The sequence below is a fragment of the Ignatzschineria larvae DSM 13226 genome, from assembly GCF_038500265.1.
GTDB lineage: Bacteria > Pseudomonadota > Gammaproteobacteria > Cardiobacteriales > Wohlfahrtiimonadaceae > Ignatzschineria > Ignatzschineria larvae.
Window position 1 is genome coordinate 158,160 of the sequence record NZ_CP150637.1, and the last position, 24,029, is coordinate 182,188.

Sequence of the window (24,029 nt, forward strand, 5' to 3'; positions counted from 1 at the left end):
CTGACATTAGAGATGACCAGCCGGCGTAATTATATTGATAATACAAAGAGTCGAGAAAAGGGTTTGATTAGGGAGGCAAAATCCCATCCCGATCTCTAAGTATTATAAGGATAGTAGCCTAGTAATAAATGTGGGAAAAATTTTTGAAATAATTTTAATTGTAGGAAGAATCGTAAATTTTTCCGGCAATATGTTGATGGCGATATCCCTTCAAAGGGACATTGTGTGTATTTACAATGGAAACGATTAGGATAAAAGAGAAGCACCTAGGCGCTCTTTTGGGGAGTGATTATAGGCTTAAACTTTAATCGTTCAGTGAGTATCTTATTATGGTCAAAGATCATAATTCGCTCTCCGCCATTTCTATGTGCTAAGTGCAAAGGATATTCTTTACCTGTAAAGCCAATCCTATTAACAATAGTAATTGTAGTTGATTGTGGTTATAATCCCTTTATAACTTCCAACTTTAGGAATATAGAATATGATATTTACAAGAGTAAAGGTGAAAAACTTATACTGCTTCGAAGAGACAGAGCTAGATTTAACCTATCCAAGAAGAATTACAGATAGCGTGATCGAGCATGAATATTTAGATGAACGAGCTTCTAATTTTAGATTCAAACGGTTATGCATTATCTCTGGTGCCAATGCTTCTGGGAAAAGCTCATTTGGAAAAGTGATGTTAGATATTATCAATATCATATCGAGAGGCCGGGAATGGGCAGAGAAACATAGTTATCATTTAACGGTAGAAGATCAGCCCGGAGAGATAGAGGTTGAGTTTGTCTATCCTACTGCATCACAATTAAAGTTCAGAACGCTTTTTCTACAAATACATTCAGGGATTTTTAAGTTTAGATACGCAGAATGCCCTATCTCAAAATATGATAGTGTTGAGCGTTGTAGAGAGAAAATAGCGGGTATCTTGGAGAATAAAAGAGCGCATGGATCTAGTATCTATTTAGATAACCTTGATGGGGATAGCTATCACTCAAAATGGGATGCGTTAGAAAAACAACTCTCTGAAGAGCCACTTTCTAAAAGCTGGGCGTTTATTATTTCGAACATCAATAACTCATCGGATGCTCATTATATTGATAAAGAGAATAAAAACTATAAGTCCATATTATTGAAAATATTGAAAACATTTGATCCTTCAATTGAGAGAATTGCGGATATTTTTGAAGAAGATAGCGAAGGCAATCGATATATAACGGGCTATCGTATCTATTTTTCTAATGGAAAACATTGTGCAATGAATGAGAAAGGTGAACTTGATCGGGAATATGCGCACCTGTTTTCACAAGGAACTTATCAAGGCATTGCAGTTGCTGGATTTACGCATAATCTAATAAGAGAGATGTCTCACCCGAAAGTATCGGGGACTTTCTTTTTAGATGAAAAGATGTCCAATAGTCATACGGAAATAGAGCGGGAGATCGTGAATTTATTGGCGCAAAAGACCAATAGATACTCTCAGTTTTTTTATACGACCCATAATTACGATATATTGGAAATGGGCTTTCCGATGCACTCTTTTGTGTTTATAAAGAGAGAGAGAGGCGGGAATCCTCAGTTTATATGGGCTGATCAAGCTTGTAATAAAAACGATAGGAATATTTTAAGTTATGTAAAAAATAATTTTTTTAATACCATTCCTGATGTAAGTTTATTGGATGAAATCTTATGGGCAGAATAAAGAATCAAACAAATACATATATCTCTAAAACAGACTCGCCGAGATATTAATACATAATCCCAAGATCGTCATATTAAAGAGAAATGAGATAATTGATTGCAGTAAAACCGCCCGGCGCATGGGGGTTGAGCTGATGGAGACATCGGCGGTTTGGGAGGCGACGGCGATGGTGAAGGAGAAGTACATAAAGTCCGAATAGGTGGGCGTTGTGATCTTATCGGGGAAGAGAAGCCAAGGTTTATCTGGATTGGGATTACCGTAATAGAGATGGGCATAGTGCATTGTGTAGCCCATTGGGAGCAGAAGCCAAGAAGAGAGCAGGGTGGAAGCGGTTAAGATATATTGCAAGATCTTATCCCGGCCAGTCAAACCATCATGACCGCCAAGCCCAAAGAAGAGGGCAAGTAGGCTTGCACAGCAGCCAAGGAGCAGAAAGAAGAAGACCATTTTTGCGCTCTCATCCTCTTCGCGCGTGATATCGCGGATATTTTGGTGATGATGAAAGAGGATTTTCTGCATCAGAAAGAGTAGATAGATCCAAGAGAAGGCATTCCAGCTGACGATAAAGGCGGTGAAAATCGTGTGGCCTTGAATCAGAATGATAAACACCACTATCGCCACCAGCAATGAGAAGATAAAACGTAATCGAGTGTGCCAAGCGTGAGAGATCACGTGAAATAACCAATGCATAAACGCTCCAAAATAGGGTTAATACTTTTATAGTAAGATTGGTGCAAAATACGCATGGCTTAAATGTCGGCGCAGCGATTGATCGAGGCAAGGAAGCCATTCTATCCGGTATCTTGCAAGCGCTATTTAGTAAGGCTTGATGTGCTTGTTAAAATCCCATGCTCGCTGCTTAAAAACCACTTTGCTTAAACCCAAATTACTATAATGATTGTAATATTCATGATTGTAATATTATATTAAACATTTAAGCGAATTATTTTACCGATTATTTGTGATGATTGGCGGTGTAAAAACAGTCATCTAATAGAACAGCTCTGCAAAGTAGCGGTAATAGAAGATATGGGCGAGCTCGATGGTGATGAAGATATGAATGAGCATCAAGGGCGCGAGGAGAACCGCACCGACAATAGGGCCTCTACGAGGAGGGGGACCATATTGGTTGATCGCGCCGCTGCCGGGGATAAAGAGAAATACGATAAAGATGAGAAGGGCGGCAAACTGAAGAAAGATCAGAAGGAGAAGCGTAGTGCCGGTCACAATGAGGGCGAGTGTCCGATCAATATCGCAATCTTTGAGGCGCAGGTAGAAGATACGCAGTAGAAAGCAACTCATTAAAGCAAGACTAATAATCGTAAACCAGCCATTAGTCGAGAGAAAATCCATATCTCGGCGGATGAGATAGAGATTGGCAATGCCAATGATGCAGATGATCAAGAAATTAATCGCTAAGGCGTTCGCAAAATTAAGACGGCCTAAACGACCTTGACCGCTAAAACCGATCGCATCCGGAGGCGCATAGAACATGGGCGCAGGCTCAGCGGCAGGGGGAACATAAGCCGGTGCAGGGATATAAACCGGAGTCGGAGCACCGTAGGTATAGCTTGTAGGATAAGGCGCTACAGGATAGGGTGCAGGATAAGAGGCGGCATTAGGATGATCCACAGCCGTTTTAAGCTGATTGATATCCTGATCTAAAGATTGCAACTTTTCGAGCTGCTTCTTCTTAGCTTCAAGGGCCCCGAACTCGCTATTGAGTTCTTTTTCTAGCGCTGAGATCTCACTCGTCAATTTTTGAATCGATTTCTTATGGGATGCAGCCATAAAATAGTCAACCTGTAGTCTGTTGGTGGGTAAAATGTCTTGTCTTATTTCGATCGATATTGTGTTACAACGTTATGATTACAAAGCGATGAATTAAGCGATTATGACAATGCTACTTTAGAGTAGCGCGTGCAGGGGGGATTAGACCTAAGATAAAGATCAGCACAAGGCTTATTGTAATGATATAGAGATAATTGATCCCAAAGATCCCCTGTTCAAAGGCTTCTATCTTGTAATTAATATAGCGTGCGGCAAATGCTTCATTGTAGAGATTACTGCTAAAAATTGTCTTAAAACTAGCTATAAAATCAGGAATATAAACGAGAAAAGAGGGTAGATAAAAGAGTAAAAAGGTCTCCCGATGAGGTGAAAAATCACGAACACGACCAAAGATAATATAAGTAATGAAGGCAAAGGCGATAACCGCAAAGGGGATAATCGTAATATCGGCAATCATCAAACCTAATTGAGGAATATGCTCTATCAGAGCGATGATCAGCACGGTGGTAACAAATATTAGTACGATATAAATCAGTAGGCAAAGCCAATAATCTTTTTGTGATATTCTAGCCATAAATTGTAATCTCTCACATCCTGTAGTCGATTTCGCTTGTATTTTATAAAATCAACACTTTTAAATCAATTTGATAACAATAACGCAAATTATGTCAAGATTAGTGATGTTCGTTCATTATTGGGCTTTAACGGTGTAATATGTTCAATCTAAAGGATCTTTATCTTGACCTTAAAACAAAGACCCACAAGGGGCCTTTGAGGATGCATCACGATGGTAACCATTATAGTTATAATAACTATCAATAAGTTATGAATGGTGGTTAATCAAGTATCCTTTTAAAATTCTTGGAAAGAATCAACTTAATAGAAGCGATAGCGAACGCCGAGATAGATTTCTTGTGATTCGATTTTTGCTTTCATCTGCTCATCTTGTAGGCCGCGCGCGTTAGAGAAGGCATTCCAGCCGCTCTCTGTTTTACCTGAGTCGGTATAGCGATAGCCAAGATCAATATTAAAATTTTCTATAGGGCTATAACTTGCACCAACGCCGAGAGAGTAAGCGATATTGCGATCGCTGTTGCTATTATATTGGCGAGATTCATTACCTTGCCAACCTTGTGATTTGAGCTCTGCAATCCCTAAGCCGGCATTGATATAGAGGGCGATCTCATCGTTGATATAGAAATCTTTATAGACATTGAGCATTAATCTTTGAGATCTAATTTTATGGTGGTTAAGGCTTGTGGGGAAAGCCGTGGACCCACTTGTAAATTCATTCTCTTTTGGGAAGACATATTCCCCTTCCACCCGCCAAGCAGAGGCAAACTGATAGCCAATGGCTAAAGAACCAGAGGTATATTTCTTGCTCTCATCACCTTTGACAAAGCTGCCAATCCCCGGGCGCGCACTCGTATCCATATTTTTGGCTTTCTGATCTGTATAGATCACTCTGCCTGCAGCATAGTAGCCTTCCATGGGGTTATAACTGTCATCACTATAAATGCTATCTTCGCTATAAGCAAAAGCGATACCGACTGTCGAAAGGCTCACTAGCGTTGCACCGACTAAAATCCGTTTTTTCATCTTGAAATATCCTATAAATGAATAATTACCACATTGGTTGCAAGAGCTCTATTTTATCTAGCTGAGGTCTTTGTGGATATTGACTTGAATAAACCGAGTAAATATCAGCGGCAAACATGACCGTCTTCTCCATATAGGTCGATTATGTGACCTACTGATCAGTAATGGTGAGAAATAGTGTTAAACGGTGGGTAGGCTCAAAAATGAGGTTTAATCAGGGTCAAGAATATACACAAAACCTGTCTCGATACGAGAATGTCTTGCAACTTCACAAAAAATCATATAGTTAAAAAGATAATGAGTCAACTAACTTGGACAGATTATGGTGTAACTGATTTGAGAAATTGTACTTTGCGTATGATGTCACTGCGGATAGTGATTTTTTGGATCGGGCAATAGGGTTGGAAAGACAGGTTTAAAAGCTGTTTAATGCCTGTTTAAAATATGTTTAAACGTCATTTAAGATAGAGAGCTTGAATTGCTTAAATTATACTCAAAATAAGATAGATGAATAATTTCCCTTCTCTTCTTGATAATAGATCTGTTATATGTAGAGATCGTTAAGGTTATATTTCCAATCGCTTTTTAAAAACCCAAAATCAAAATATATAATAAAAACAGATAGAAATAAGATGAAAAAGCGATAGGAAAACCGATAAAAATAGTTATAAAAAAATAATAACAAAGGAGTCAGGAGTGTTAAGTTTAATAGGATTTGCCACAATTATCACGATTGTGACGTTATTAATTCGGGGTCAGGTGATCCCGATTGTTGCTTTGACCTTGATCCCCATTTTAGGGGCGCTGATCGCTGGATTTGGTATGGCGGAGATCGGGGAGTTTTTCAAGTCGGGATTAGGCTCGGTGATGAATGTGGTGGTGATGTTTATCTTTGCCATTATCTTCTTTGGAATCTTGCAAGATGGTGGGCTTTTTGATCCGTTGATCAATAAGATGATTCAATTAACCCGCGGTAATATTATTACGATCTGTATAGGAAGTGTGGTGATTGCGGCCATTGCACAGTTAGATGGCTCTGGGGCTTCGACTTTTCTGATCACGATTCCGGCGTTATTACCGCTTTATAAGCGAATGCGTATTAGCCCCTATCTCTTAGTGCTTCTGATTGGGGGGAGTGCGAGTATTATGAATATGATTCCTTGGGGCGGGCCGCTTGGTCGAACCGCGAGTGTAATCAATGTGGATGTGACGGATTTATGGCGGCCATTAATTCCGGTCCAAGTGGTGGGGATGATCTTGATGGTGGGGCTAGCGACGCTCTTAGGCATTCGTGAAAAGCGGCGTATTGCAGCGCTTCCCCCGTTGACAGCAGCGCAACTTGAGGAAGATACTTCAGATGCCGCGCCAATAGAGATTAATAAGCGGCTCTATCTCTTTAATTTGCTTCTTTCGATAGCGATTATTGCAATTCTTGTAACAGGAATTATTCCGGCGGGATTTGCATTTATGATTGGTGTTGCGATTGCTTTACCGGTGAATTTTCGATCGATCAAATTACAAAATGAGTGTATTAAACGCCATGCGCCTAATGCATTATCAATGGCTTCTATCATTCTTGCGGCCGGTGTATTCTTAGGTGTGCTCAATGGTACGGGGATGTTGACGGCGATTGCGGAGAATCTCATCAGTATTATGCCTGACTTTATGGGGCGCTATATTCATCTGATTATTGGTTTCTTTGGTCTGCCTTTTGATCTCTTATTGAGTACAGATGCGTACTATTTTGCGTTGCTACCGGTAGTGAATCAGATAGCTGCAACATATGATATTCCCGCAACTTCCACTGCATACTCGATGATTGTGGGCAACATTGTCGGCACTTTTGTCAGCCCATTCTCTCCGGCGTTATGGTTAGCATTAGGGCTTGCGAATATCGAGATGGGGCGTTATATCCGTTACGCTTTCTTCTGGATGTGGGGAATCGGGATCTTACTCCTCATTGCCGCAGTGATGATGGGTATCATTACCGTATAAGCATTCAAAGCTGATTCCCGGCGGGAGGGAATGCCAAATCTGCCGGCGCGCGATCGTTGAAAGAGCGGGATATTTCCCCCCGGCGATGAGATAACTTATCTTATACCAATAAAGATAGTTCTAACTTTTCAGATGTGGGGAAAACTTTTGAAATATTTTATTTTTATTCAAATCTGATTCCCGGCGGGAGGGAATGATCGTGATTCTAGAGGGATCCCGCGCCCGCGGGTGAGGGATTATCAATCTCTCGGCAATGCCCGGCAAAGATGAATGATCTATTTATGATCTCGGCATTGAAAGATGCCAAATCTGCCGGCGCGCGATCGTTGAAAGAACGGGATATTTCGCCCCGGCGATGAGATAACTTATCTTATACCAATAAAGATAGTTCTAACTTTTCAGATGTGGGGAAAACTTTTGAAATATTTTATTTTTATTCAAATCTGATTCCCGGCGGGAGGGAATGATCGTGATTCTAGAGGGATCCCGCGCCCGCGGGTGAGGGATTATCAATCTCTCGGCAATGCCCGGCAAAGATGAATGATCTATTTATGATCTCGGCATTGAAAGATGCCAAATCTGCCGGCGCGCGATCGTTGAAAGAACGGGATATTTCGCCCCGGCGATGAGATAACTTATCTTATACCAATAAAGATAGTTCTAACTTTTCAGATGTGGGAAAAACTTTTGAAATATTTTATTTTTATTCAAATCTGACTCACGGCGGGAGGGAATGATCGTGATTCCAGAGGGATCCGGCGCCCGCGGGTGAGGGATTCTCAATCTCTCGGCAATGCCCGGCAAAGATGAATGATCTATTTATGATCTCGGCATTGAAAGATGCCAAATCTGCCGGCGCGTGATTGTTGAAAGAACGGGATCATTCGTTCCGGCGATGCGGTGAATTGTCTTATGAAACAGATGCTGATTGTTTAGCGCTCTGCTCATTGAGTGCCCATTGAATATGTTCTTGTACCATCTCATCGGTGGTAGCTAATCGCTGTTGTAAGGCAATGATATTAGACTCGCTATAAGGGCTGTTGCCAATACCGATGGCGATATTGCGAAGCCAGCGCTGGTAACCGAGCCGGCGAATGGGGGAGCCCTCTGTTTTGCGTAGGAATTCCGCTTCACTCCAAGCAAATAGTTCAAGTAGGGTGGAAGCATCCAGTTGATGCCGAGGCAAGAAATCTTCGGTATTGAGAGTCACTGCAAAGCGATTCCAAGGGCAGACAATCTGGCAATCATCGCAACCAAAGATCCGATTCCCCATCGCTTGGCGATACTCCACCGGAATGGCACCAAAATGTTCAATCGTTAGATAAGAGATACATTTACCGGCATCAATTTGAAAGGGTGCGACAATGGCATCAGTTGGGCAGGCTTTAATACAGCGAGTACACTGGCCACAATGATTGGTAATGGGTTCACTTGGGATCTCAATACGCCGGGAGAGTAGCAGTTCCCCGAGGAAGAAGAAGGAACCTCGTTTCGGGTGAATAATCATCGTATTTTTACCAAAAAAACCAAGCCCAGATTTTTGACTAAAGGCGCGTTCAAGCACCGGCGCACTATCCACAAAGGCCCGAAATTCTAACCCGGGGATCTCCTCTTGGAGCCATTTCCCAAGCTTAGTGAGCATATTGCGCAGTACTTTATGATAATCCCTGCCGAGAGCATATTCTGCAACATAGGCATGATTCGGGTCTTCAAGCCGCGCTTTAGCATCAATTTCCGGATTAAAGTAATGAAGCTGTGCGGTCAGCAGCGAAACGGTGCCGGGCACAAGCTGATCCGGGTGGTAGCGTTTTTCGCCATGCTTTTCCATATAATCAAGATCGGCGTGATAGCCCTTACCGAGCCATTCGATAAAGTAATCCCGGTTAAGGCCGGGATCGATATCACTACTGGAGAGTTCACTAATGCCGAGTGCTTGAGCTTTTGCTAGAAGCCGCGAAATAAATTCCGGCGATTGAATAGAGTCATTCATTCGGGGGATTAAGATTCCGCAAGGAGGCGCTCTTGATATTTTCGCTCAAGGGCATCTTTAACATAAGGATGGACAATGGCACTAATATCGCCGCCGAGCATCGAAGCTTCCCGTACCATGGTGGAGGAGACGAAAGAGTATTTTTCACTAGGGGTGAGAAAAATCGTTTCGATATTGGCATTGAGGTGACGATTGAGGCTTGCCATCTGAAACTCATATTCAAAATCAGAAACCGCACGAAGACCTCGCACTAAAACACGACTATTAATCGTATCCATAAAGCGCACGAGAAGATTATCAAATCCGACAACTTCAATATTGTCATACTCTTTGAAGATCTCTTGGGCCATATCGATACGCTCTTCAAAGGTGAAGAGTGGCTTTTTCTTAGGGCCACTGATTTTAGCGACTGCAACGATGAGCTTAGGAAATATGCGTGCCGCACGAACAATAATATCCGAATGCCCATTTGTAATAGGATCAAAAGTACCGGGATAAACAGCAGTATATTCGCTCATGTTGCAACCTCTTACTGACATAGGATTGACTGTATAGTACAGATAAATAGATTGAGCCCATATTACCTGATTTATGTTGGGATTTCGAGGGGGAGTGATGAAGATCGAGTTTATCAATGTTACTCAGTCAGATGATTATACTATCTCAGGAATGAAAGTATATCCTGTATGAAAATCCCTTATTTTTATGATGTCTCCTATATTTTTTGTAATTGAGTCGGATTTAATTATTTTTTTGATAGGAGTAAATGATGGGGATTTTAAAAAAATTGACTTTAAATTTGCTGGACACAACAAAAGAGGGCTGGAGTAAGGATATTTCCGAAGAGTTATTTATCTCTAAATACGAAGATCTGTTTAGATCTATTAGTACAGAGATATTTATCAATAGGTCAGATATTAATTCTGATCATAGAGCAGATTACTATGGATATTTTGAAAGTGAGGAGGGGAATGTAGCGTCTGCCATTTTATCTATTACCAAAACTAAAGTGAGAAAACTCACAAAAGTTTTGAATATTCATATCTCGCCTGTAATTAGTGAAAATTTTCAAGAAGAAGATATTATGACTATTGCAGGGATCTATAAGTCTTTAATCAGTCAGTTTTTTGCATTGTCTCATCAAAATGAGGGGGAAGTGAAAGTTTATGCTCGAAGTGAGTTTGAATTAAAAACATTTAAACGAGTAACCGAAATTCTTAGAAATGCTGGAAATGACATTGTGGCTATAGAAGGACATTGGATGATCATCAATTTATCCTAAAACTAAACCGGTTGTGAGGATGGTAATTACAGCTGTTGTATGATAATTTTAATAAAATGGATTATGAGAAAACTCGTTTCTGTAAGGATAAAGTTTAACTAGTAAGTATTGACCATAACAATAATGATCAATATATAATGATTTAATTATATTTAATTATATTTAATTTTATCAGTAAATAATTGAATCAATTTTTAGAGTAAAAGAGGGAAAAATGGCAAAATATAATATTCTTGAAATGACTAACCTAATCAATCAAGCGGTCAATGAGGTTTTTGCTACGGCAGAAAAGAACGAGATTCAAGAGATGTTAGAAGCGGGTTATCAAGGCGCATTAGAATTGGCAGGCTTGCAAGCTTCAAAAGTTGCAGCTTAGAATATTTGTCATCTAGGATAGATGAGAATAGAAACCTCCATTTCGGAGGTTTTCCTTTTTAAGCGCTTATCTATATTCTCGAAGCAATCCCGAGAAATTAGAAAATCCCTCACTAGCGGGCGCGGGATCTCTCTGGAGTTGCAAACATTCCCTCCCGCCGGGAATCGGCTTTTAATAAGAATGAAAAAATTTCAGAAAGTTTTCCCACATTTGAAAAGAGGGTGCTATTCTTATAATTATAGTTGTTTCATAAGATAAGTTATCTCATCGCCGGGGCGAAATATCCCGCTCTTCCAACAATCGAGCGCCGGCAAATTAGGCATCTCTTAATGCGGGATAATAAATAGATCGTTCACCTGTACCGGGCAATGCCGAGAGATTGATAATCCCTCATCCGCGGGCGCGGGATCTCTCTGGAGTTGCAAGTATTCCCTCCCGCCGGGAGTCAGATTTGATTTATTTAAGAATAATCTTTCAATCTCCCGTTGAGTTTGAAGCGTGCTAGAATACGAGGCTTATATTACTTATTTTAAATTCGTATTCTAACTGATTAGCAAGAGATGGCCATATGACAACTTTCACCAATCCATTGCCCCAATATCGCCCTTGTACTATAGAGGATTATACCAAGCGTGCATTTGTCCATCATGAGATTGCCCGTAGAATGGTGGAGTATCTTGAGGCGGATCTAGCGCCTCAATCCATTTGGGTGGATGGCGCGCGTGATCATTATTTGACGGAATTACTGCAAGCGCGTTTTCCTGAGGCGGTGATTTATGAAAATATCTACGATAATGGCATGGCGGATCCGCAATTATTGCGCGTGGATATGGTGATCAGCAATCTCTATTTGCAAGATCTATGGGAATTAGAAGATCGAATCCGAGCCTATCAATTAGCGCTCAATGCCGGCGGAAAACTCTTTTTTACCACAATCGGTGTTGGGAGTTTTCAAGATTTGAGTCATGCCGAAGGGCCTGCGATCAATCAATTTCCGGATATTGAAGATATTGGGGATTTTCTACACGCGCTTGGCTTTAAAAATGCGGTGCTCTTTATTGAAAAGATCAATCTAACCTATGAGCGCTTATCAACGCTTCTATTAGATGCCAAAGCGGTTGCCGGCAAGCCTTTTACGCCGACCCAAGGATTACGTACGCGCCATTGGATTGCAAAATGGTATCGTTATTGTGATCAATTCCGTAAAGAAGATGGGATTTATGAAATCGGTTTAGATGTAATTTATGCCGAGGGTTCGCTCTCTGATATTAAAAATATCCAAGGGCAGAGCAACGAAGTCTATGTCGATATTAACAATCTCAAGAAGCCAGAATAGAACTATCTTTATTGATATAAGAGAAGTTATCTCATCGCCGGGGAGAAATATCCCATTCTTCTATAAATCGTGCGCCGGCAGTTGTGGCATCTTTCAATGCAGGATAATATAGTAAGATCGGTTCAAAATAAGCTCATTCAAATGCCGGCGCATCGATTGTAATAAGTAAGGAAGCGGTTCTATCCGGCATCTTGCAAGTGTTGTTTAAAACCATTTTTCTTAAACCAAATTTACTATAAATAGATCGTTCACCTGTACCGGGCATTGCCGAGAGATTGATAATCCCTCATCCGCGGGCGCGGGATTTGTATAGGGTTAGGAGGCTTTGAGTGCCTTACTCGCGGGCGCGGGATTTCTCTGGAGTTGCAAGCATTCCCTCCCGCCGGGAGACAGCTTTTAATAAAAAAATTCAAAATTTTTTCCACATCTTAAAAGCGGGTACTACTCTTATAATTATAGTTGTTTCATAAGACAATTCACCGCACCGCCGGGGCGGAATATCCCGCTCTTCCAACGATCAAGCGCCGGCAGATTTGGCATTGTCTCATACCGAAGCGTCTTAGAAACTATGTGCCGGCAGGTTTGGCATTTCTCAATGCAGGATAATAAATCGACCGTTCACCTGTACCGGGCATTGCCGAGAGATTGATAATCGCTCATTCGCGGGCGCGGGATTTGTATAGGGTTAGGAGGCTTTGAGTGCCTTACTCGCGGGCGCGGGATTTCTCTGGAGTTGCAAGCATTCCCTCCCGCCGGGAGACAGCTTCTGTTTAACACAACTAAGAATATGTATCTCAGCGCCGGGGGGAATGATCCCGTTCTTTTATGAATCGCGCGCCGGCAAATTTGGCATTGTCTCATACCGAAGCGTCTTAGAAACTATGTGCCGGCAGTTGTGGCATCTTTCAATGCCGAGAGAAAACTCTTAGAGTATTTAATTTTCCAGGCCAAGTTCTTTTCTCACTTCATCGCTACTGTAAGTCGGTTCGTCACCTTGATTAATACGATCAATCAATTGATGAGCCGCATAATACTCTTCCATTTCTTCAAGATGTTGCAAAATGGCTTCTTGAACATACTCTTCTTTGCTTTTGCCCATTTTTTGAGCCATAGATGTTAATCGAGTAGAAATATCATCAGGTAATTGTATTGCTAACATATTGCGCCTCTTCATCATAATATCTCCTTACAGTATAGTTAATCTTATTCTATTGTGGGAATTAGCTCAATTGGTAGGAATATTATTTGATTAACTAAGAAAATTTATTGCACCGCCGGGGCGGAATATTCCGCTCTTCCAACGATCAAGCGCCGGCAGATTTGGCATTGTCTCATGCCGAAGCGTCTTAGAAACTATGTGCATCGCCGAGGGAATGATCCTATTTTTTATAAATCTCGTGCTGGCAGATTGCGCCTATTATTAAATAATGATCTGTTGAAAGAGAGAAGTGATATCCATTTCTTGCTATTTACGGTAAAATAGCACTAATTTAGTTCTATATTGTTATTGAATATTTCATTGCACAATGATGCCAAGTCAAACGCATGATTGAAGGGAGAAAAGATGTTTACAGTAACGGATGCGGCAAAAACACAATTAGTCAAAAATTTAGAGGGAAGCAGTGCCGAAGCGATTCGAATAGCGCTCCAAAAATCAGGCTGTTCTGGCTATAAATACTATATTGATTTCTGTGATCAAGTGGATGATCGCGTTGAAATCTTATTAGAAAGCCCCATTATGGTAGTTGCTGATAAGGACATTTTACCTTATCTCGAGAATGTGACACTTGATTATATTCAAGATGGTATTAATCGGATGTTTAAGTTTAGCAATCCCGCTGCAAAAGCAGAATGTGGTTGTGGTGAGAGTTTTATGCTTTAATATTAATACCTTAGATAGAATAGCATAGATGATAAAGAGCAACTAAAAGGAATGGAACATGAGTGGAATCGCTGGAGTATTAAAGTTAAATCAGACTGCCGTAGATGAATCACTATTACAGAAAATGGCAGAGCCGATTGTCAAACGCGGGCCTGATGGTACGAATATCTTTCGCCGGAAAATGGTGGGATTAGTCCATACACGTTTGCAAGCGGTGAGTAATGGGATGGAACCTTTCTTTGATGAGGCGCTCGGCATTGCTGTGGCGACCAATGGAACGGTTTACAATCAGGCAGAAATTCGAGAAGAGCTTCGGGAAGTGGGTTATCAATTTTATACCGAATCTCAAGCGGAAGTCTTAACGAAAGCGTATCACTGCTGGGGCAATCTCTTTGTGGAGAAACTCGATGGGGCTTATGCCATTGCCCTTTGGAATGATGCGCAAGAGACACTACTTTTAGTCCGTGACCGCTTTGGTAAAAAACCACTCTACTACGGCTTTGGTCAATCAGGTGAGGCGTTCTATTTCGGTTCTAATACCCAGAGTATTATGCAGAGTCAAGATGTGGATACTTCGATCGATCCTGAAGCACTGCACTTTATGTACTCTCTGCACGCAGTGGTGCCGGCGCCGCTGACGATCCTTAAAGGGATTCGTAAAATCGCCCCGGGAAGCTACATGGTGATACAACATAATGGAATGGCCACAGAAACCGGTTATTGGGATTTGACGGCGAAACGTGATTATCCTGAATATGATCACGAAACCTGGAAAGAGGTCATTGAGAGCGCATTAACTTCGGCGGTTGTCAAAGAGATGGGCTCGGCGAATGAACCGGTGGGTGTATTGCTCTCGGGCGGCTTAGATTCCACATTGATTACGGCACTAGCGCTTGAATCGGGGGTTAAAGGGATTCAAACTTTCTCTGTGGGCTTTGAAGATCAGCCTGAAGAGAAGGGCTCGGAGTTCTTCTATTCAGATCAATTTGTCGATAAGTATCAAACAGATCACTATAAATTTGAGATTCCGAATAGCGAGGTTTTACTCAGGCTCCCTGAAGCGGTGCGGAATATGAGTGAACCGCTCTTTGGGCAGGATGCCATTGGCTTCTATCTACTCTCTGAAAAGGTGAAAACGAAAGCCTCAGTAGTACAGAGTGGACAGGGTGCAGATGAGCTCTTTGCGGGTTATTTCTGGTATCCTCAGATGGTAGAGAGTGGTGAATTTGACCCGTATGAGCGTTTTGCCCAATATTATCTTGACCGACCACATTCAGAAACATTGGATCTGTTCACAAAACCGTATCAGGTAGGCGATATCGCCGGCGATTTTATCCGTGATCATTTAACACGAGATGGCGCAGAAACGTTCTTAGATAAAGTATTACGCTTCGATGTGACTCGCTTAGCGGTAGATGATCCTATTAAACGGGTGGATAATATGACCATGGCACATGGTTTAGAAGCGCGTATGCCTTTCTTAGATCAGCGTTTAGTGGAATTAACGATGGCAATGCCGCCGGAATATAAATTGATGCATAACGGTAAAGGGATCTTAAAAGAGATCGCCAGAGGTCGTGTACCCGATGATATTATCGATCGTAAAAAAGCGTACTTCCCAATGCCGGCGCTTAAATATGTACGTGGAGAATTCTTAGAGATGATGACCGATTTAGTGACAAGCGAGAAAGCGAAATCGCGGGGCATCTTCAATCAAGCGTATATCGCAGATCTCATCAAAAATCCAGAAGCTCCATCAAGCTTTACCAATATTCAAGGCTCGAAATTGTGGCAAGCAGCGCTGCTTGAGATGTGGTTAGAGTCGATGGGACTGTAGTTGGGGAATGATGAGGTGAGATAGATCACTTAGATTATTCTTATAGAAAGTCTATAAAACAGAGAAGAAGAGAGAAAAGGCCAACATTGATTGGCCTTTTTTATTGAGATTGGTGTTATTCAAATATCAAACTTTTCCCCACAAATTTTGGAGTCAAGGTATAATCCTTGCCTTAGTTCAGCTTTGAACTTTTATGATGCTTTGAGTTTAAACAAAAGCAATATTTCCCACAAAGATAGTGCTTGAGCACTAGCAGGCAATGCCTGTTTTCCCCTGTAAGGAACTTTATAATATGAAACAACGTTCAGTGGAACTTCTCGCACCGGCGGGGACGTTCAAAAATTTACAATATGCCTATGCTTATGGTGCTGATGCTGTATATGCCGGCTTACCCCGTTATAGTCTGCGGGTACGGAATAATGATTTCCGTAATACCGAGCGGGTTAAGATGGGGATTGATTATGCCCATGAGTTAGGGAAGAAATTCTTCCTAGCGGTGAATACGATGCCCCATGGCGGTAAACTCAAGACTTTCGTAGATGATATGTCGCCGGTATTAGAGCTCAAACCTGATGCACTGATTATGTCAGATCCAGGGCTTATTATGATGGTGCGTGAGCGCTTCCCGGATCAAGATATTCATCTCTCGGTACAGGCGAATGCGGTGAATAGCGCTACAGTGCAATTTTGGCAGAAACAAGGATTGACGCGGGTGATCCTCTCTCGGGAATTATCCCTGAATGAGATTGAGGAGATTCGTAATGAGTGTCCGGATATGGAGTTAGAGGTCTTTGTGCATGGTGCGCTCTGTATCGCTTATTCGGGTCGCTGCTTGCTATCGGGTTACTTCAATCATCGAGATGCGAATCAAGGGACCTGTACCAATGCTTGCCGTTGGAATTATGGCCTAACGGATGGCATAGAAACACCGGAAGGGGAACTAGTGCCGGCGGGAACAGATATGCAGAAGATCTACCGCGAAGAGAGTCAACATCCGAATATCGGGGTGAATCCTGTGACCTTTATCCAGGATGCGATGAATGAGGTGGCTTATACGGATCTCTCTACAGGGAAAGCCTATACACCGCACCCTGAAGCGGTTAAACCTTATCTCATTCAAGAGAATGGTCAGCGTAAAGGCGAATGGATGGAGATCAGTGAAGATGAGCATGGGACTTATATCATGAACTCTCGAGATCTACGGGCGATCCAACATGTACAAAAACTCATTGAGATCGGTGTGGACTCTCTGAAAATCGAAGGTCGTACCAAATCCCCTTACTATGTCGCACGAACCACGCAACTCTATCGTCAAGCGATTGATGATGCTTTAGCGGGCCGAGAGTTCAATCCTGAGCTCTATGGGAAGCTCGATGGTTTGGCGAATCGCGGTTATACCGAAGGCTTCTTACAGCGTCATGCCCCCCATGCTTATCAGAATTACCTAACCGGCAATTCTATTCACTCTCGTCAACAATATGTGGCAGAAGTATTGGAATATGATGCCGAAACAGGTCTATCGAAACTACAGGCTAAAAATCGTTTCTCAACTGGCGATCGGTTAGAAGTGATTCATCAACATGGCAATCGCGATATTGTGATTGGGCAAATGACGACGGAAAAAGGGGAAGTGATCGATTCTGCGAAAGGTTCAGCCTACGTTGTCTGGGCAGATATTGGCCCCTCCGATGAGATGACGATGCTAGCCCGTTATCTCGATAATGATGAGAATGTGGATTAAGTAACATTCTATTAATATTGGGTGTTATTAGGTAACTGATCTTTCTGAACTTAGAAAGCTAAGCAATATGATTATTCATTTTAACCTCTGTCGATTGACAGAGGTTTTTTATCGGATATTAAATATTATTTCTAGACCATAGCACCTATTTTTTAATGTATCCGCTTGTCTAATAATGGTTATGTTTATTTAATGTATATATCAAATAATGATTGAGATTAAACTATGTAGTCTATTATTCGCATGTTTATCTTTATTTATATGTATTTTAGTAAAATTCTGTAATAAAATTAATAGAAATATAAAAATTTTTAATTCAAACATCACCATTATTTTTAACAAAATATGAGCAATATAAAAATTATTTTAGTTGTTGATATAAATAAAGCGTGATAATGATTTTATGGAGAAAGTTAATGAATAATGTATTTAAAGTACTATGGAGTCAATTGCTTGGTCGTTGGATAGTAACTTCTGAGTTGGGCAAGTCAAATAAGAAACTATCTCGTTCTAAAAGTCGTACATTAACATTGATAATAATGGGTATCTCTACTCTCGCAGGAACAGTTCAAGCAGATGAGATACCGGAAGGGCTGACTCCATTTCCTGGAGATAAGTCTAAGTATGATTCAGGCAGTTATTACATAACTGCGCCCGAGTTATCTCAATATTATTCTACTAGTAAATCCTTTAAGCTAGTTGAGGATACTTATCTTGAAGTTGAAGGGTGTGAGCGTGAGCGTGAGTGTAAAGTATTGGACGGTAACAATAAAGCAGTTAGCCTTGAATATAATGTTTCTCAAGGAAGTCCTGTAACGGAGTTATATCTAAAAGATCTTACGTTACAGAATATTGAGTTAAAGGAAACTTCTAGTAACGGCGCGGGTACTTTATCACTCGTATTAGATAACGTTACATTTGGAAAGAACTCTAAATATACTAGAGGAGATCTTAGGTCCGCACCAGGTGGCCTTGAACGTAATGAAGAGATAAAATTCTTAAATGTGCAAGGTGATATTGAAATTCAAGCTAGAGAAGATAGTGATAAAGGAGATCATATTGTATTTACCTTAGGGAATGGAACAAAAATTAACTCCGCTAATTTTGGGAGTGAGGATGGGACTGCGGGGTCTGTAGAGATTGAGTTCCAAAATGGGATCGCTAATAAATTTACGGGTGATAATAAGAGCGAAGTAGCTAAAGTAGAAAGTACCGGCGGTATTGCTGAGATGACTCTGCGTTTTAGTGGGAATGAATCTATTACGAGAGATTTAGATACAGGAAAGTTATCCGTCTCAACCTATGCGAAACAGGATTATGTGTTAACTGATGATGATGTCACTGTTTTAAAGGGGAAAGATAATAATTCTATTTTACAGCAGTTAAAGGCATCGGATGAGTTAAAGACACCTGATGATAAGGATATACAGGGCGGTAAAATCATTGTGGGGAGAAATGCCACTATTCGTGATGGTGTGCTTTTAACGAAAGAGCTGTTCGATGAAGGTGATTATAAGGATCATCGATTTAATTTACTCATTGAAGCTGATGATCAATATGGTACAGGCACTTACATCTATACGGCAGCGGATAATGCCTTTGTCCATAATGTTGAAGTGGAAAAAGGGGCAACCTTCGGCGTAGATATTGCTGAGAGTGAAGATTTTACATTTGGCGTTCGTATTGATGGAGAAAGGGGAGGCTTAAATTTCCATGATAATTCAAATTTTGTAGTCTATTCGGGCCGTGTTGCTACAGCAGAGGCGAATAAGACCTCTACTGATCAGGCTAGTGCTCATTTTATAGTAAAAGAGCAAGGAACCGTTGTCCACAAGGCTGACGAAGAGGGAAGATTGGATAATCTCACCTTAGAGGGTGGGGCAATTCAGTTGACAGGCACAACAGGTAATGATGAGAATTGGGGCGTTAATCAGCTCAAGATTGATGGCGAAAAAGGATTAACCATCAACAAAGGCGAGAGCAATAAAATCATCTGGGATGAGATGCCAGCGGGTGGTGCAAACTATGATACCACTAAAAATATTCTCGATCAGCAGGAGGTGACTTCCGCTATTTTGGTGGAGGTAGCTGAAGGGAATCCTTTGAAGGTGGAAAAAGATGCGAAAATGACACTCAGCTCTTCCAAAGAGAGTCAAGAGAGTCAAGAGATCAATGTCGATATGTCGCAAAAATATGACTCGACAGAAGCGTTTCTCGATAAAGACGATATTCCTCTTAATAAAATCGGTGATTATAAACAAGGTAATGACGTAATTGGTCAAGTATGGGGCAGGACCGCAGCCTCCGTCAATAAGCAGAATATTGGTGTTGCTAGTGGTATCGCTGCACTTGAGTCCTATGAGGGTAAACAGCAGATTATCTTAAAGCCGAGTGATAATAATAATGAAGTGAAAATCAAGCTCACAGGTAAGGGAGGCTTTGATTTAAACGGTGGTGATGATAATAATCCGCTTATTTTGAATAATTCGAGTAATGACTTCACCGGCGAAAGTCAAATTTCAAGTGGTATTGTCCAACTAGGGAAGGATGAAGCCTTAGGTAATGCCTCAGATCTAATCATCAAGGAGGGAGCAACGCTTGACCTTAATAATAACAAGCAACATATCAATAATCTGACTGCAGATAAAAGTTCAACCCTTAATACTGGAGATGGGGATAACAAAGGGCAGTTAATCCTAAATGATGGAAAAATACTTACATTAAATAATAATGGCATTACAGGTAAAGGCAGTACAACCATCGGGAAAGAAAGTCACCTTAAAGCACCGGGTGATACCACTATCGAGGGGAGTTTAGTCAATAATGGTAATATCTATATCGGCACGCAGGTGAAAGAGGCAGAAGAGGGCGGAAATTATGGGGTCTTGACGGTCGGCGGCGGGTATACCGGGAATGAGGATTCTAAGATCCATTTTGGTACCGAATTAAATGGTGATAGATCGGAGAGCGATAAACTTGTTATCAAGGGTAAACTTGAAGGAAGTGGCTCTTCTGTGATTGTGAAGAACATTGATGGAAAAGGCGCTAAAACAGAAAACGGTATTCAATTAATTGAGGCACCTAATTCTGATAATCCTAATGATAAATTCTTCTACCTTAATGAAAAGGAAGATGGTGTATTGACCGCTGGGGCATACACCTATGAGCTTAAAAAAAACAAGGGTAGCTGGTATTTAGTCTCTGATGAAACGAAGCCAGAAGAACCAGGAGACGATAAACCCGGTGGTGGCGATAACCCGAACGGTGGCGATAATCCGAACGGTGGCGATAATCCGAACGGTGGCGATAATCCGAACGGTGGCGATAATCCGAACGGTGGCGATAACCCGAACGGTGGCGATAATCCGAACGGAGGCGATAACCCGAACGGTGGCGATACTCCTGGAGGCGATAACCCATCAGAGCCTAATCCATCGAGAGTGCCGGCACATTATGGTAGCTATTTAGCGAACCACGTTGCAGCGAATACACTCTTCAATCACAAGTTGCATGATCGTCAATTCTTTAATGAAGAGAAGACGCTGTGGGGGCGTATCGATGGGGATTTTGGTCGCTTCAAAGATAGTGTCGGCAATAGTAAAACCCGTATTGATAACTATGTTATGCAAATAGGGGGAGATATCTATCGTAATGATGATCAAGATCATCCCTTTAAATTAGGGCTGATGGCGGCTTATGGTTATAGCAAGAGTAAGACCACAAACCATTTAGCGAAGAATAATAATATTCGCACCTCAAAAGGTTCAGCAAATGGTTATGCCTTAGGTATTTATGGGACTTATGGTGATATTGAAGGGTTCTATACAGATGCGTGGTTGCAATATGTCAATATGCGCTCAAAGGTGAAGTCAAAAGCCTATCTCTATGAAAAAGAGCAGAGTTACCGTAATAAAGGTTGGGTCGCATCGCTTGAGATGGGGTATACCTTCTATCCTCAAGATGACGAAGATTTCATGGTTCAACCACAAGCGCAGGCTATCTGGATGAATGTGAAACAAGATAACCATGTTGCCACTGATGGGACAAAGATGAGTGCAGATAAGAGTAATATGCAGTTGCGTTTAGGGGTTCGCTTACAGAATCGTTATCAGAGAACTGCAGGATTCCAGCCTTATGGGGAGCTTAATTATATTCACAATACCCGTAATTTTAGAGTGGATTCTTTCCATAATACGACAGGGGATTATAGTGTCAGTGCATTAGGTCGTAATTTGGGTCAGATTAAAGTCGGAGCACATCGGCACTTAAATCGTGATTCCTCAGTATGGGGTGAACTCTCTTATACCTTCGGTTCTCATAGCTACCATAGTGCAAAGGTCTCGCTGGGTTATAAAAAAGAGCTCTAATGACCGATATTCAATAAGATCGATGCAATATAGATCTCATACAGCAATTCAGAGCAAGGAGTAAAAGATGATTCGTTGTGTGCGTATGTGGACAGGTGAGGATGGTAATTCTCATTTTGAAGAGGGTTCTTTGATGATGAAGCCGGGGGAGCGAGAAGATGAGATTGGTGCGCCGATTCCGATGATGAGTCTCTCTTTTCGAGAAACAGAAGAGGGCGGGGCTTTTGCTTGGCATACCGATCCTGTGCCCCGTTTTGTCATTACGCTTTCAGGAACTTTAGAGTTTACTGTCGCGAGTGGCGACTCTTTTATTATTCGTCCTGGTGATATTTTGCTGGCAGAGGATAATCTAGGTTCAGGTCATCGCTGGCGCTTAATTGATCAATCTCCTTGGCGCCGGGCTTATGTGGTCTTTGACCCCGGTGCTGATCTCACTTTTAGAGCGCAATCAGGTGCGCATAAATCGATCCCACTTTCTCACAATGCCAAGGAGGTTTAAGATGTCTCTACCAGTTCAAGAACGAGTGGATGTTGTTTTAATTGGTGCCGGTATTATGAGCACGACTCTAGGGACTTTCCTCAGTCAATTAGATCCGAGTTTAAAAATTGCCCTCTTTGAGCGACTCAATAATTGTGCCGAGGAGAGCTCAGCTTCTTGGAATAATGCCGGAACGGGACACGCGGCAAACTGTGAGATGAACTATACGCCTCCCTTGCCGGATGGCACTGTAGATCTAGCGGAAGCTTTGAAGGTCAATACAGAATTTGATCTCTCTCGGCAATTTTGGAGTTATCTGGTCACTCAGGGGGTGATTCCGCAGCCACAAGATTTTATTCACGCTTGCCCACATATGAGCTTTGTTCAAGGGAAAGAGAATGTCGCCTATCTCAAACAACGTTATCGGCAGATGTCGGCACATCACTGTTATGAAGGGATGGAATATAGCGAAGATGGGCATCAAATTGCCGAGTGGACACCATTAATGACCGCCGGTCGTGATCCTAATGAAGCGATTGCAATGACGAGAATGAATACGGGAACTGATGTGGATTATGGCGCATTGACCCATCTTTTGATGGCGAATTTAACTAAATCTACAAATGTTGCAACTCATTATGAAGTGGAGGTGATCGATCTGAAGCGAGAGGCAAAAGGTTGGCGCGTGACACTACAAGATATGGTGACACGTGAAACGACGGCAATATGGGCAAAATTTGTCTTTATTGGTGCTGGCGGCCGGGCGATAGAGTTACTTCAAAAATCGGGTATTCCGGAAGGAAAGGGTTATGGGGGATTCCCCGTCAGTGGGATTTGGCTTCGCTGTGATGATCCTGAGATTGTCGAGGCGCATCAAGCGAAAGTGTATGGCAAGGCGGCAACGGGATCTCCGCCGATGTCTGTTCCTCATTTAGATCATCGAGTGATTGGAGGAAAATCATCGCTACTGTTTGGGCCTTATGCCGGGTTTTCCACAAAGTTCTTAAAGAAAGGCTCTTATGGTGATCTCTTTGAATCGATTAAACCGGGGAATATTTTACCGATCTTAGCGGTCGCCAAGGATAATTGGAACTTAGCGGAATATCTTGTAGGGCAGGTTCTACAGACATCGCATCATCAATTTGCCGCCTTACAAGCTTTCTATCCTCAGGCAGATAAGAAGCTTTGGCGTGAAGTAGTCGCCGGACAACGAGTACAGATTATTAAACCCGATAGTGAAAAAGAGGGGGTTTTAGAGTTCGGTACCGAGTTGGTGATGAGCCAAGATCACTCATTAGTGGCGCTACTTGGAGCCTCGCCCGGCGCTTCAACGGCAGTGGCTATTACCCTTAATCTATTAAAAACCGCTTTTAGCGATGAAATTGCTAATGGTTGGCGCGGGCAATTAGAGAAGATGATTCCGACTTTTGGCATTGATCTTATTCAAGATGCCGATGCGTGCCGAACAATTCGCGCTACAACGGCGGAGGTATTGCAAATTCAAGCCTAAAGAAACTCTGATAGGATATCTTTATGATCTTATAGGATTGACCATAGGGGAGGTTATTTTGTAAGAAATTAATTATGTGATTTGCAATGTTTTTGATTTGAAATTTGATTATTAAAAAAATTATTTTATTTATCGATATTTATTGT

General features: G+C 41.7%; 18 protein-coding genes. 11 read left to right on the forward strand and 7 right to left on the reverse strand.

Annotated elements, in window-relative coordinates; all coding sequences use genetic code 11:
• Window positions 1–481: 481 nt before the first annotated feature.
• Window positions 482–1,699 carry an AAA family ATPase gene (locus WMO13_RS00685; protein WP_026879228.1) on the forward strand — a complete coding sequence of 406 codons (1,218 nt, stop codon included), beginning with the start codon at window positions 482–484 and terminating at the stop codon, window positions 1,697–1,699.
• A gap of 24 nt (window positions 1,700–1,723) precedes the next feature.
• On the opposite strand, the gene WMO13_RS00690 is transcribed toward WMO13_RS00685, so the two are convergent.
• The 4 genes from WMO13_RS00690 to WMO13_RS00705 form a co-directional block, all read right to left on the reverse strand.
• Window positions 1,724–2,389 carry a DUF1345 domain-containing protein gene (locus tag WMO13_RS00690; RefSeq protein WP_026879229.1) on the reverse strand — a complete coding sequence of 222 codons (666 nt, stop codon included), beginning with the start codon at window positions 2,387–2,389 and terminating at the stop codon, window positions 1,724–1,726.
• Window positions 2,390–2,689: 300 nt separating this feature from the next.
• A complete protein-coding gene (locus WMO13_RS00695) occupies window positions 2,690–3,490 on the reverse strand; it encodes a DUF805 domain-containing protein (protein WP_026879230.1) in 801 nt (266 codons plus the stop codon).
• A gap of 112 nt (window positions 3,491–3,602) precedes the next feature.
• The gene (locus WMO13_RS00700) at window positions 3,603–4,064 is read right to left on the reverse strand and encodes a hypothetical protein (protein WP_026879231.1); all 462 of its coding nucleotides are present in this window, start codon (window positions 4,062–4,064) and stop codon (window positions 3,603–3,605) included.
• A gap of 302 nt (window positions 4,065–4,366) precedes the next feature.
• The gene (locus tag WMO13_RS00705; RefSeq protein ID WP_026879232.1) at window positions 4,367–5,089 is read right to left on the reverse strand and encodes an outer membrane protein; all 723 of its coding nucleotides are present in this window, start codon (window positions 5,087–5,089) and stop codon (window positions 4,367–4,369) included.
• A gap of 696 nt (window positions 5,090–5,785) precedes the next feature.
• On the opposite strand from WMO13_RS00705, the gene WMO13_RS00710 reads away from it, so the two are divergent.
• On the forward strand, window positions 5,786–7,084 hold the full coding sequence (locus WMO13_RS00710) for a CitMHS family transporter (protein ID WP_026879233.1): 1,299 nt from the start codon (window positions 5,786–5,788) through the stop codon (window positions 7,082–7,084).
• A gap of 910 nt (window positions 7,085–7,994) precedes the next feature.
• Here WMO13_RS00710 and queG read toward each other — a convergent pair.
• Window positions 7,995–9,074, reverse strand: a complete 1,080-nt coding sequence (queG, locus tag WMO13_RS00715) for a tRNA epoxyqueuosine(34) reductase QueG (protein WP_026879376.1) — start codon at window positions 9,072–9,074, stop codon at window positions 7,995–7,997.
• Window positions 9,075–9,082: 8 nt separating this feature from the next.
• The gene (gene coaD, locus WMO13_RS00720; protein WP_026879377.1) at window positions 9,083–9,592 is read right to left on the reverse strand and encodes a pantetheine-phosphate adenylyltransferase; all 510 of its coding nucleotides are present in this window, start codon (window positions 9,590–9,592) and stop codon (window positions 9,083–9,085) included.
• A gap of 248 nt (window positions 9,593–9,840) precedes the next feature.
• On the opposite strand from coaD, the gene WMO13_RS00725 reads away from it, so the two are divergent.
• The 3 genes from WMO13_RS00725 to WMO13_RS00735 all read left to right on the forward strand — a co-directional run bounded on the left by WMO13_RS00725 (window position 9,841) and on the right by WMO13_RS00735 (window position 12,068).
• Window positions 9,841–10,356 carry a hypothetical protein gene (locus WMO13_RS00725; protein ID WP_156923290.1) on the forward strand — a complete coding sequence of 172 codons (516 nt, stop codon included), beginning with the start codon at window positions 9,841–9,843 and terminating at the stop codon, window positions 10,354–10,356.
• Window positions 10,357–10,570: 214 nt separating this feature from the next.
• On the forward strand, window positions 10,571–10,732 hold the full coding sequence (locus WMO13_RS00730) for a hypothetical protein (protein WP_156923292.1): 162 nt from the start codon (window positions 10,571–10,573) through the stop codon (window positions 10,730–10,732).
• Window positions 10,733–11,300: 568 nt separating this feature from the next.
• Window positions 11,301–12,068, forward strand: a complete 768-nt coding sequence (locus WMO13_RS00735) for a hypothetical protein (RefSeq protein WP_026879379.1) — start codon at window positions 11,301–11,303, stop codon at window positions 12,066–12,068.
• A gap of 934 nt (window positions 12,069–13,002) precedes the next feature.
• On the opposite strand, the gene relB is transcribed toward WMO13_RS00735, so the two are convergent.
• A complete protein-coding gene (gene relB, locus WMO13_RS00740; protein WP_026879380.1) occupies window positions 13,003–13,227 on the reverse strand; it encodes a type II toxin-antitoxin system RelB family antitoxin in 225 nt (74 codons plus the stop codon).
• Window positions 13,228–13,632: 405 nt separating this feature from the next.
• On the opposite strand from relB, the gene WMO13_RS00745 reads away from it, so the two are divergent.
• The 6 genes from WMO13_RS00745 to mqo all read left to right on the forward strand — a co-directional run bounded on the left by WMO13_RS00745 (window position 13,633) and on the right by mqo (window position 23,883).
• Entirely contained in the window at window positions 13,633–13,950 is a 318-nt protein-coding gene (locus WMO13_RS00745; RefSeq protein ID WP_026879381.1) for a HesB/IscA family protein, read from the forward strand.
• A 58-nt stretch (window positions 13,951–14,008) separates the two neighbouring features.
• Complete coding sequence (locus WMO13_RS00750; RefSeq protein ID WP_026879382.1) at window positions 14,009–15,787, forward strand: N-acetylglutaminylglutamine amidotransferase; 1,779 nt, start codon at window positions 14,009–14,011, stop codon at window positions 15,785–15,787.
• A gap of 292 nt (window positions 15,788–16,079) precedes the next feature.
• A complete protein-coding gene (gene yegQ / locus WMO13_RS00755) occupies window positions 16,080–17,528 on the forward strand; it encodes a tRNA 5-hydroxyuridine modification protein YegQ (RefSeq protein ID WP_026879383.1) in 1,449 nt (482 codons plus the stop codon).
• Window positions 17,529–17,944: 416 nt separating this feature from the next.
• A complete protein-coding gene (locus tag WMO13_RS00760) occupies window positions 17,945–21,895 on the forward strand; it encodes an autotransporter outer membrane beta-barrel domain-containing protein (RefSeq protein ID WP_026879384.1) in 3,951 nt (1,316 codons plus the stop codon).
• Window positions 21,896–21,962: 67 nt separating this feature from the next.
• Window positions 21,963–22,394, forward strand: coding sequence for a hypothetical protein (locus WMO13_RS00765; RefSeq protein ID WP_026879385.1), 432 nt, complete (start codon window positions 21,963–21,965; stop codon window positions 22,392–22,394).
• Between the two features lies 1 nt (window position 22,395).
• Entirely contained in the window at window positions 22,396–23,883 is a 1,488-nt protein-coding gene (mqo, locus tag WMO13_RS00770; RefSeq protein ID WP_026879386.1) for a malate dehydrogenase (quinone), read from the forward strand.
• Window positions 23,884–24,029 lie beyond the last annotated feature (146 nt).

What these genes read in the sequence shown, in the direction of transcription:
- relB (WP_026879380.1), bottom strand. Translation starts at nt 13,227, where the DNA reads ATGTTAGCAATACAATTACCTGATGATATTTCTACTCGATTAACATCT.
- WMO13_RS00690 (WP_026879229.1), bottom strand. Translation starts at nt 2,389, where the DNA reads ATGCATTGGTTATTTCACGTGATCTCTCACGCTTGGCACACTCGATTA.
- WMO13_RS00725 (WP_156923290.1), top strand. Translation starts at nt 9,841, where the DNA reads ATGATGGGGATTTTAAAAAAATTGACTTTAAATTTGCTGGACACAACA.
- queG (WP_026879376.1), bottom strand. Translation starts at nt 9,074, where the DNA reads ATGAATGACTCTATTCAATCGCCGGAATTTATTTCGCGGCTTCTAGCA.
- WMO13_RS00695 (WP_026879230.1), bottom strand. Translation starts at nt 3,490, where the DNA reads ATGGCTGCATCCCATAAGAAATCGATTCAAAAATTGACGAGTGAGATC.
- yegQ (WP_026879383.1), top strand. Translation starts at nt 16,080, where the DNA reads ATGAAACAACGTTCAGTGGAACTTCTCGCACCGGCGGGGACGTTCAAA.
- coaD (WP_026879377.1), bottom strand. Translation starts at nt 9,592, where the DNA reads ATGAGCGAATATACTGCTGTTTATCCCGGTACTTTTGATCCTATTACA.
- WMO13_RS00745 (WP_026879381.1), top strand. Translation starts at nt 13,633, where the DNA reads ATGTTTACAGTAACGGATGCGGCAAAAACACAATTAGTCAAAAATTTA.
- WMO13_RS00730 (WP_156923292.1), top strand. Translation starts at nt 10,571, where the DNA reads ATGGCAAAATATAATATTCTTGAAATGACTAACCTAATCAATCAAGCG.
- WMO13_RS00700 (WP_026879231.1), bottom strand. Translation starts at nt 4,064, where the DNA reads ATGGCTAGAATATCACAAAAAGATTATTGGCTTTGCCTACTGATTTAT.
- mqo (WP_026879386.1), top strand. Translation starts at nt 22,396, where the DNA reads ATGTCTCTACCAGTTCAAGAACGAGTGGATGTTGTTTTAATTGGTGCC.
- WMO13_RS00765 (WP_026879385.1), top strand. Translation starts at nt 21,963, where the DNA reads ATGATTCGTTGTGTGCGTATGTGGACAGGTGAGGATGGTAATTCTCAT.
- WMO13_RS00705 (WP_026879232.1), bottom strand. Translation starts at nt 5,089, where the DNA reads ATGAAAAAACGGATTTTAGTCGGTGCAACGCTAGTGAGCCTTTCGACA.
- WMO13_RS00760 (WP_026879384.1), top strand. Translation starts at nt 17,945, where the DNA reads ATGAATAATGTATTTAAAGTACTATGGAGTCAATTGCTTGGTCGTTGG.
- WMO13_RS00735 (WP_026879379.1), top strand. Translation starts at nt 11,301, where the DNA reads ATGACAACTTTCACCAATCCATTGCCCCAATATCGCCCTTGTACTATA.
- WMO13_RS00750 (WP_026879382.1), top strand. Translation starts at nt 14,009, where the DNA reads ATGAGTGGAATCGCTGGAGTATTAAAGTTAAATCAGACTGCCGTAGAT.
- WMO13_RS00685 (WP_026879228.1), top strand. Translation starts at nt 482, where the DNA reads ATGATATTTACAAGAGTAAAGGTGAAAAACTTATACTGCTTCGAAGAG.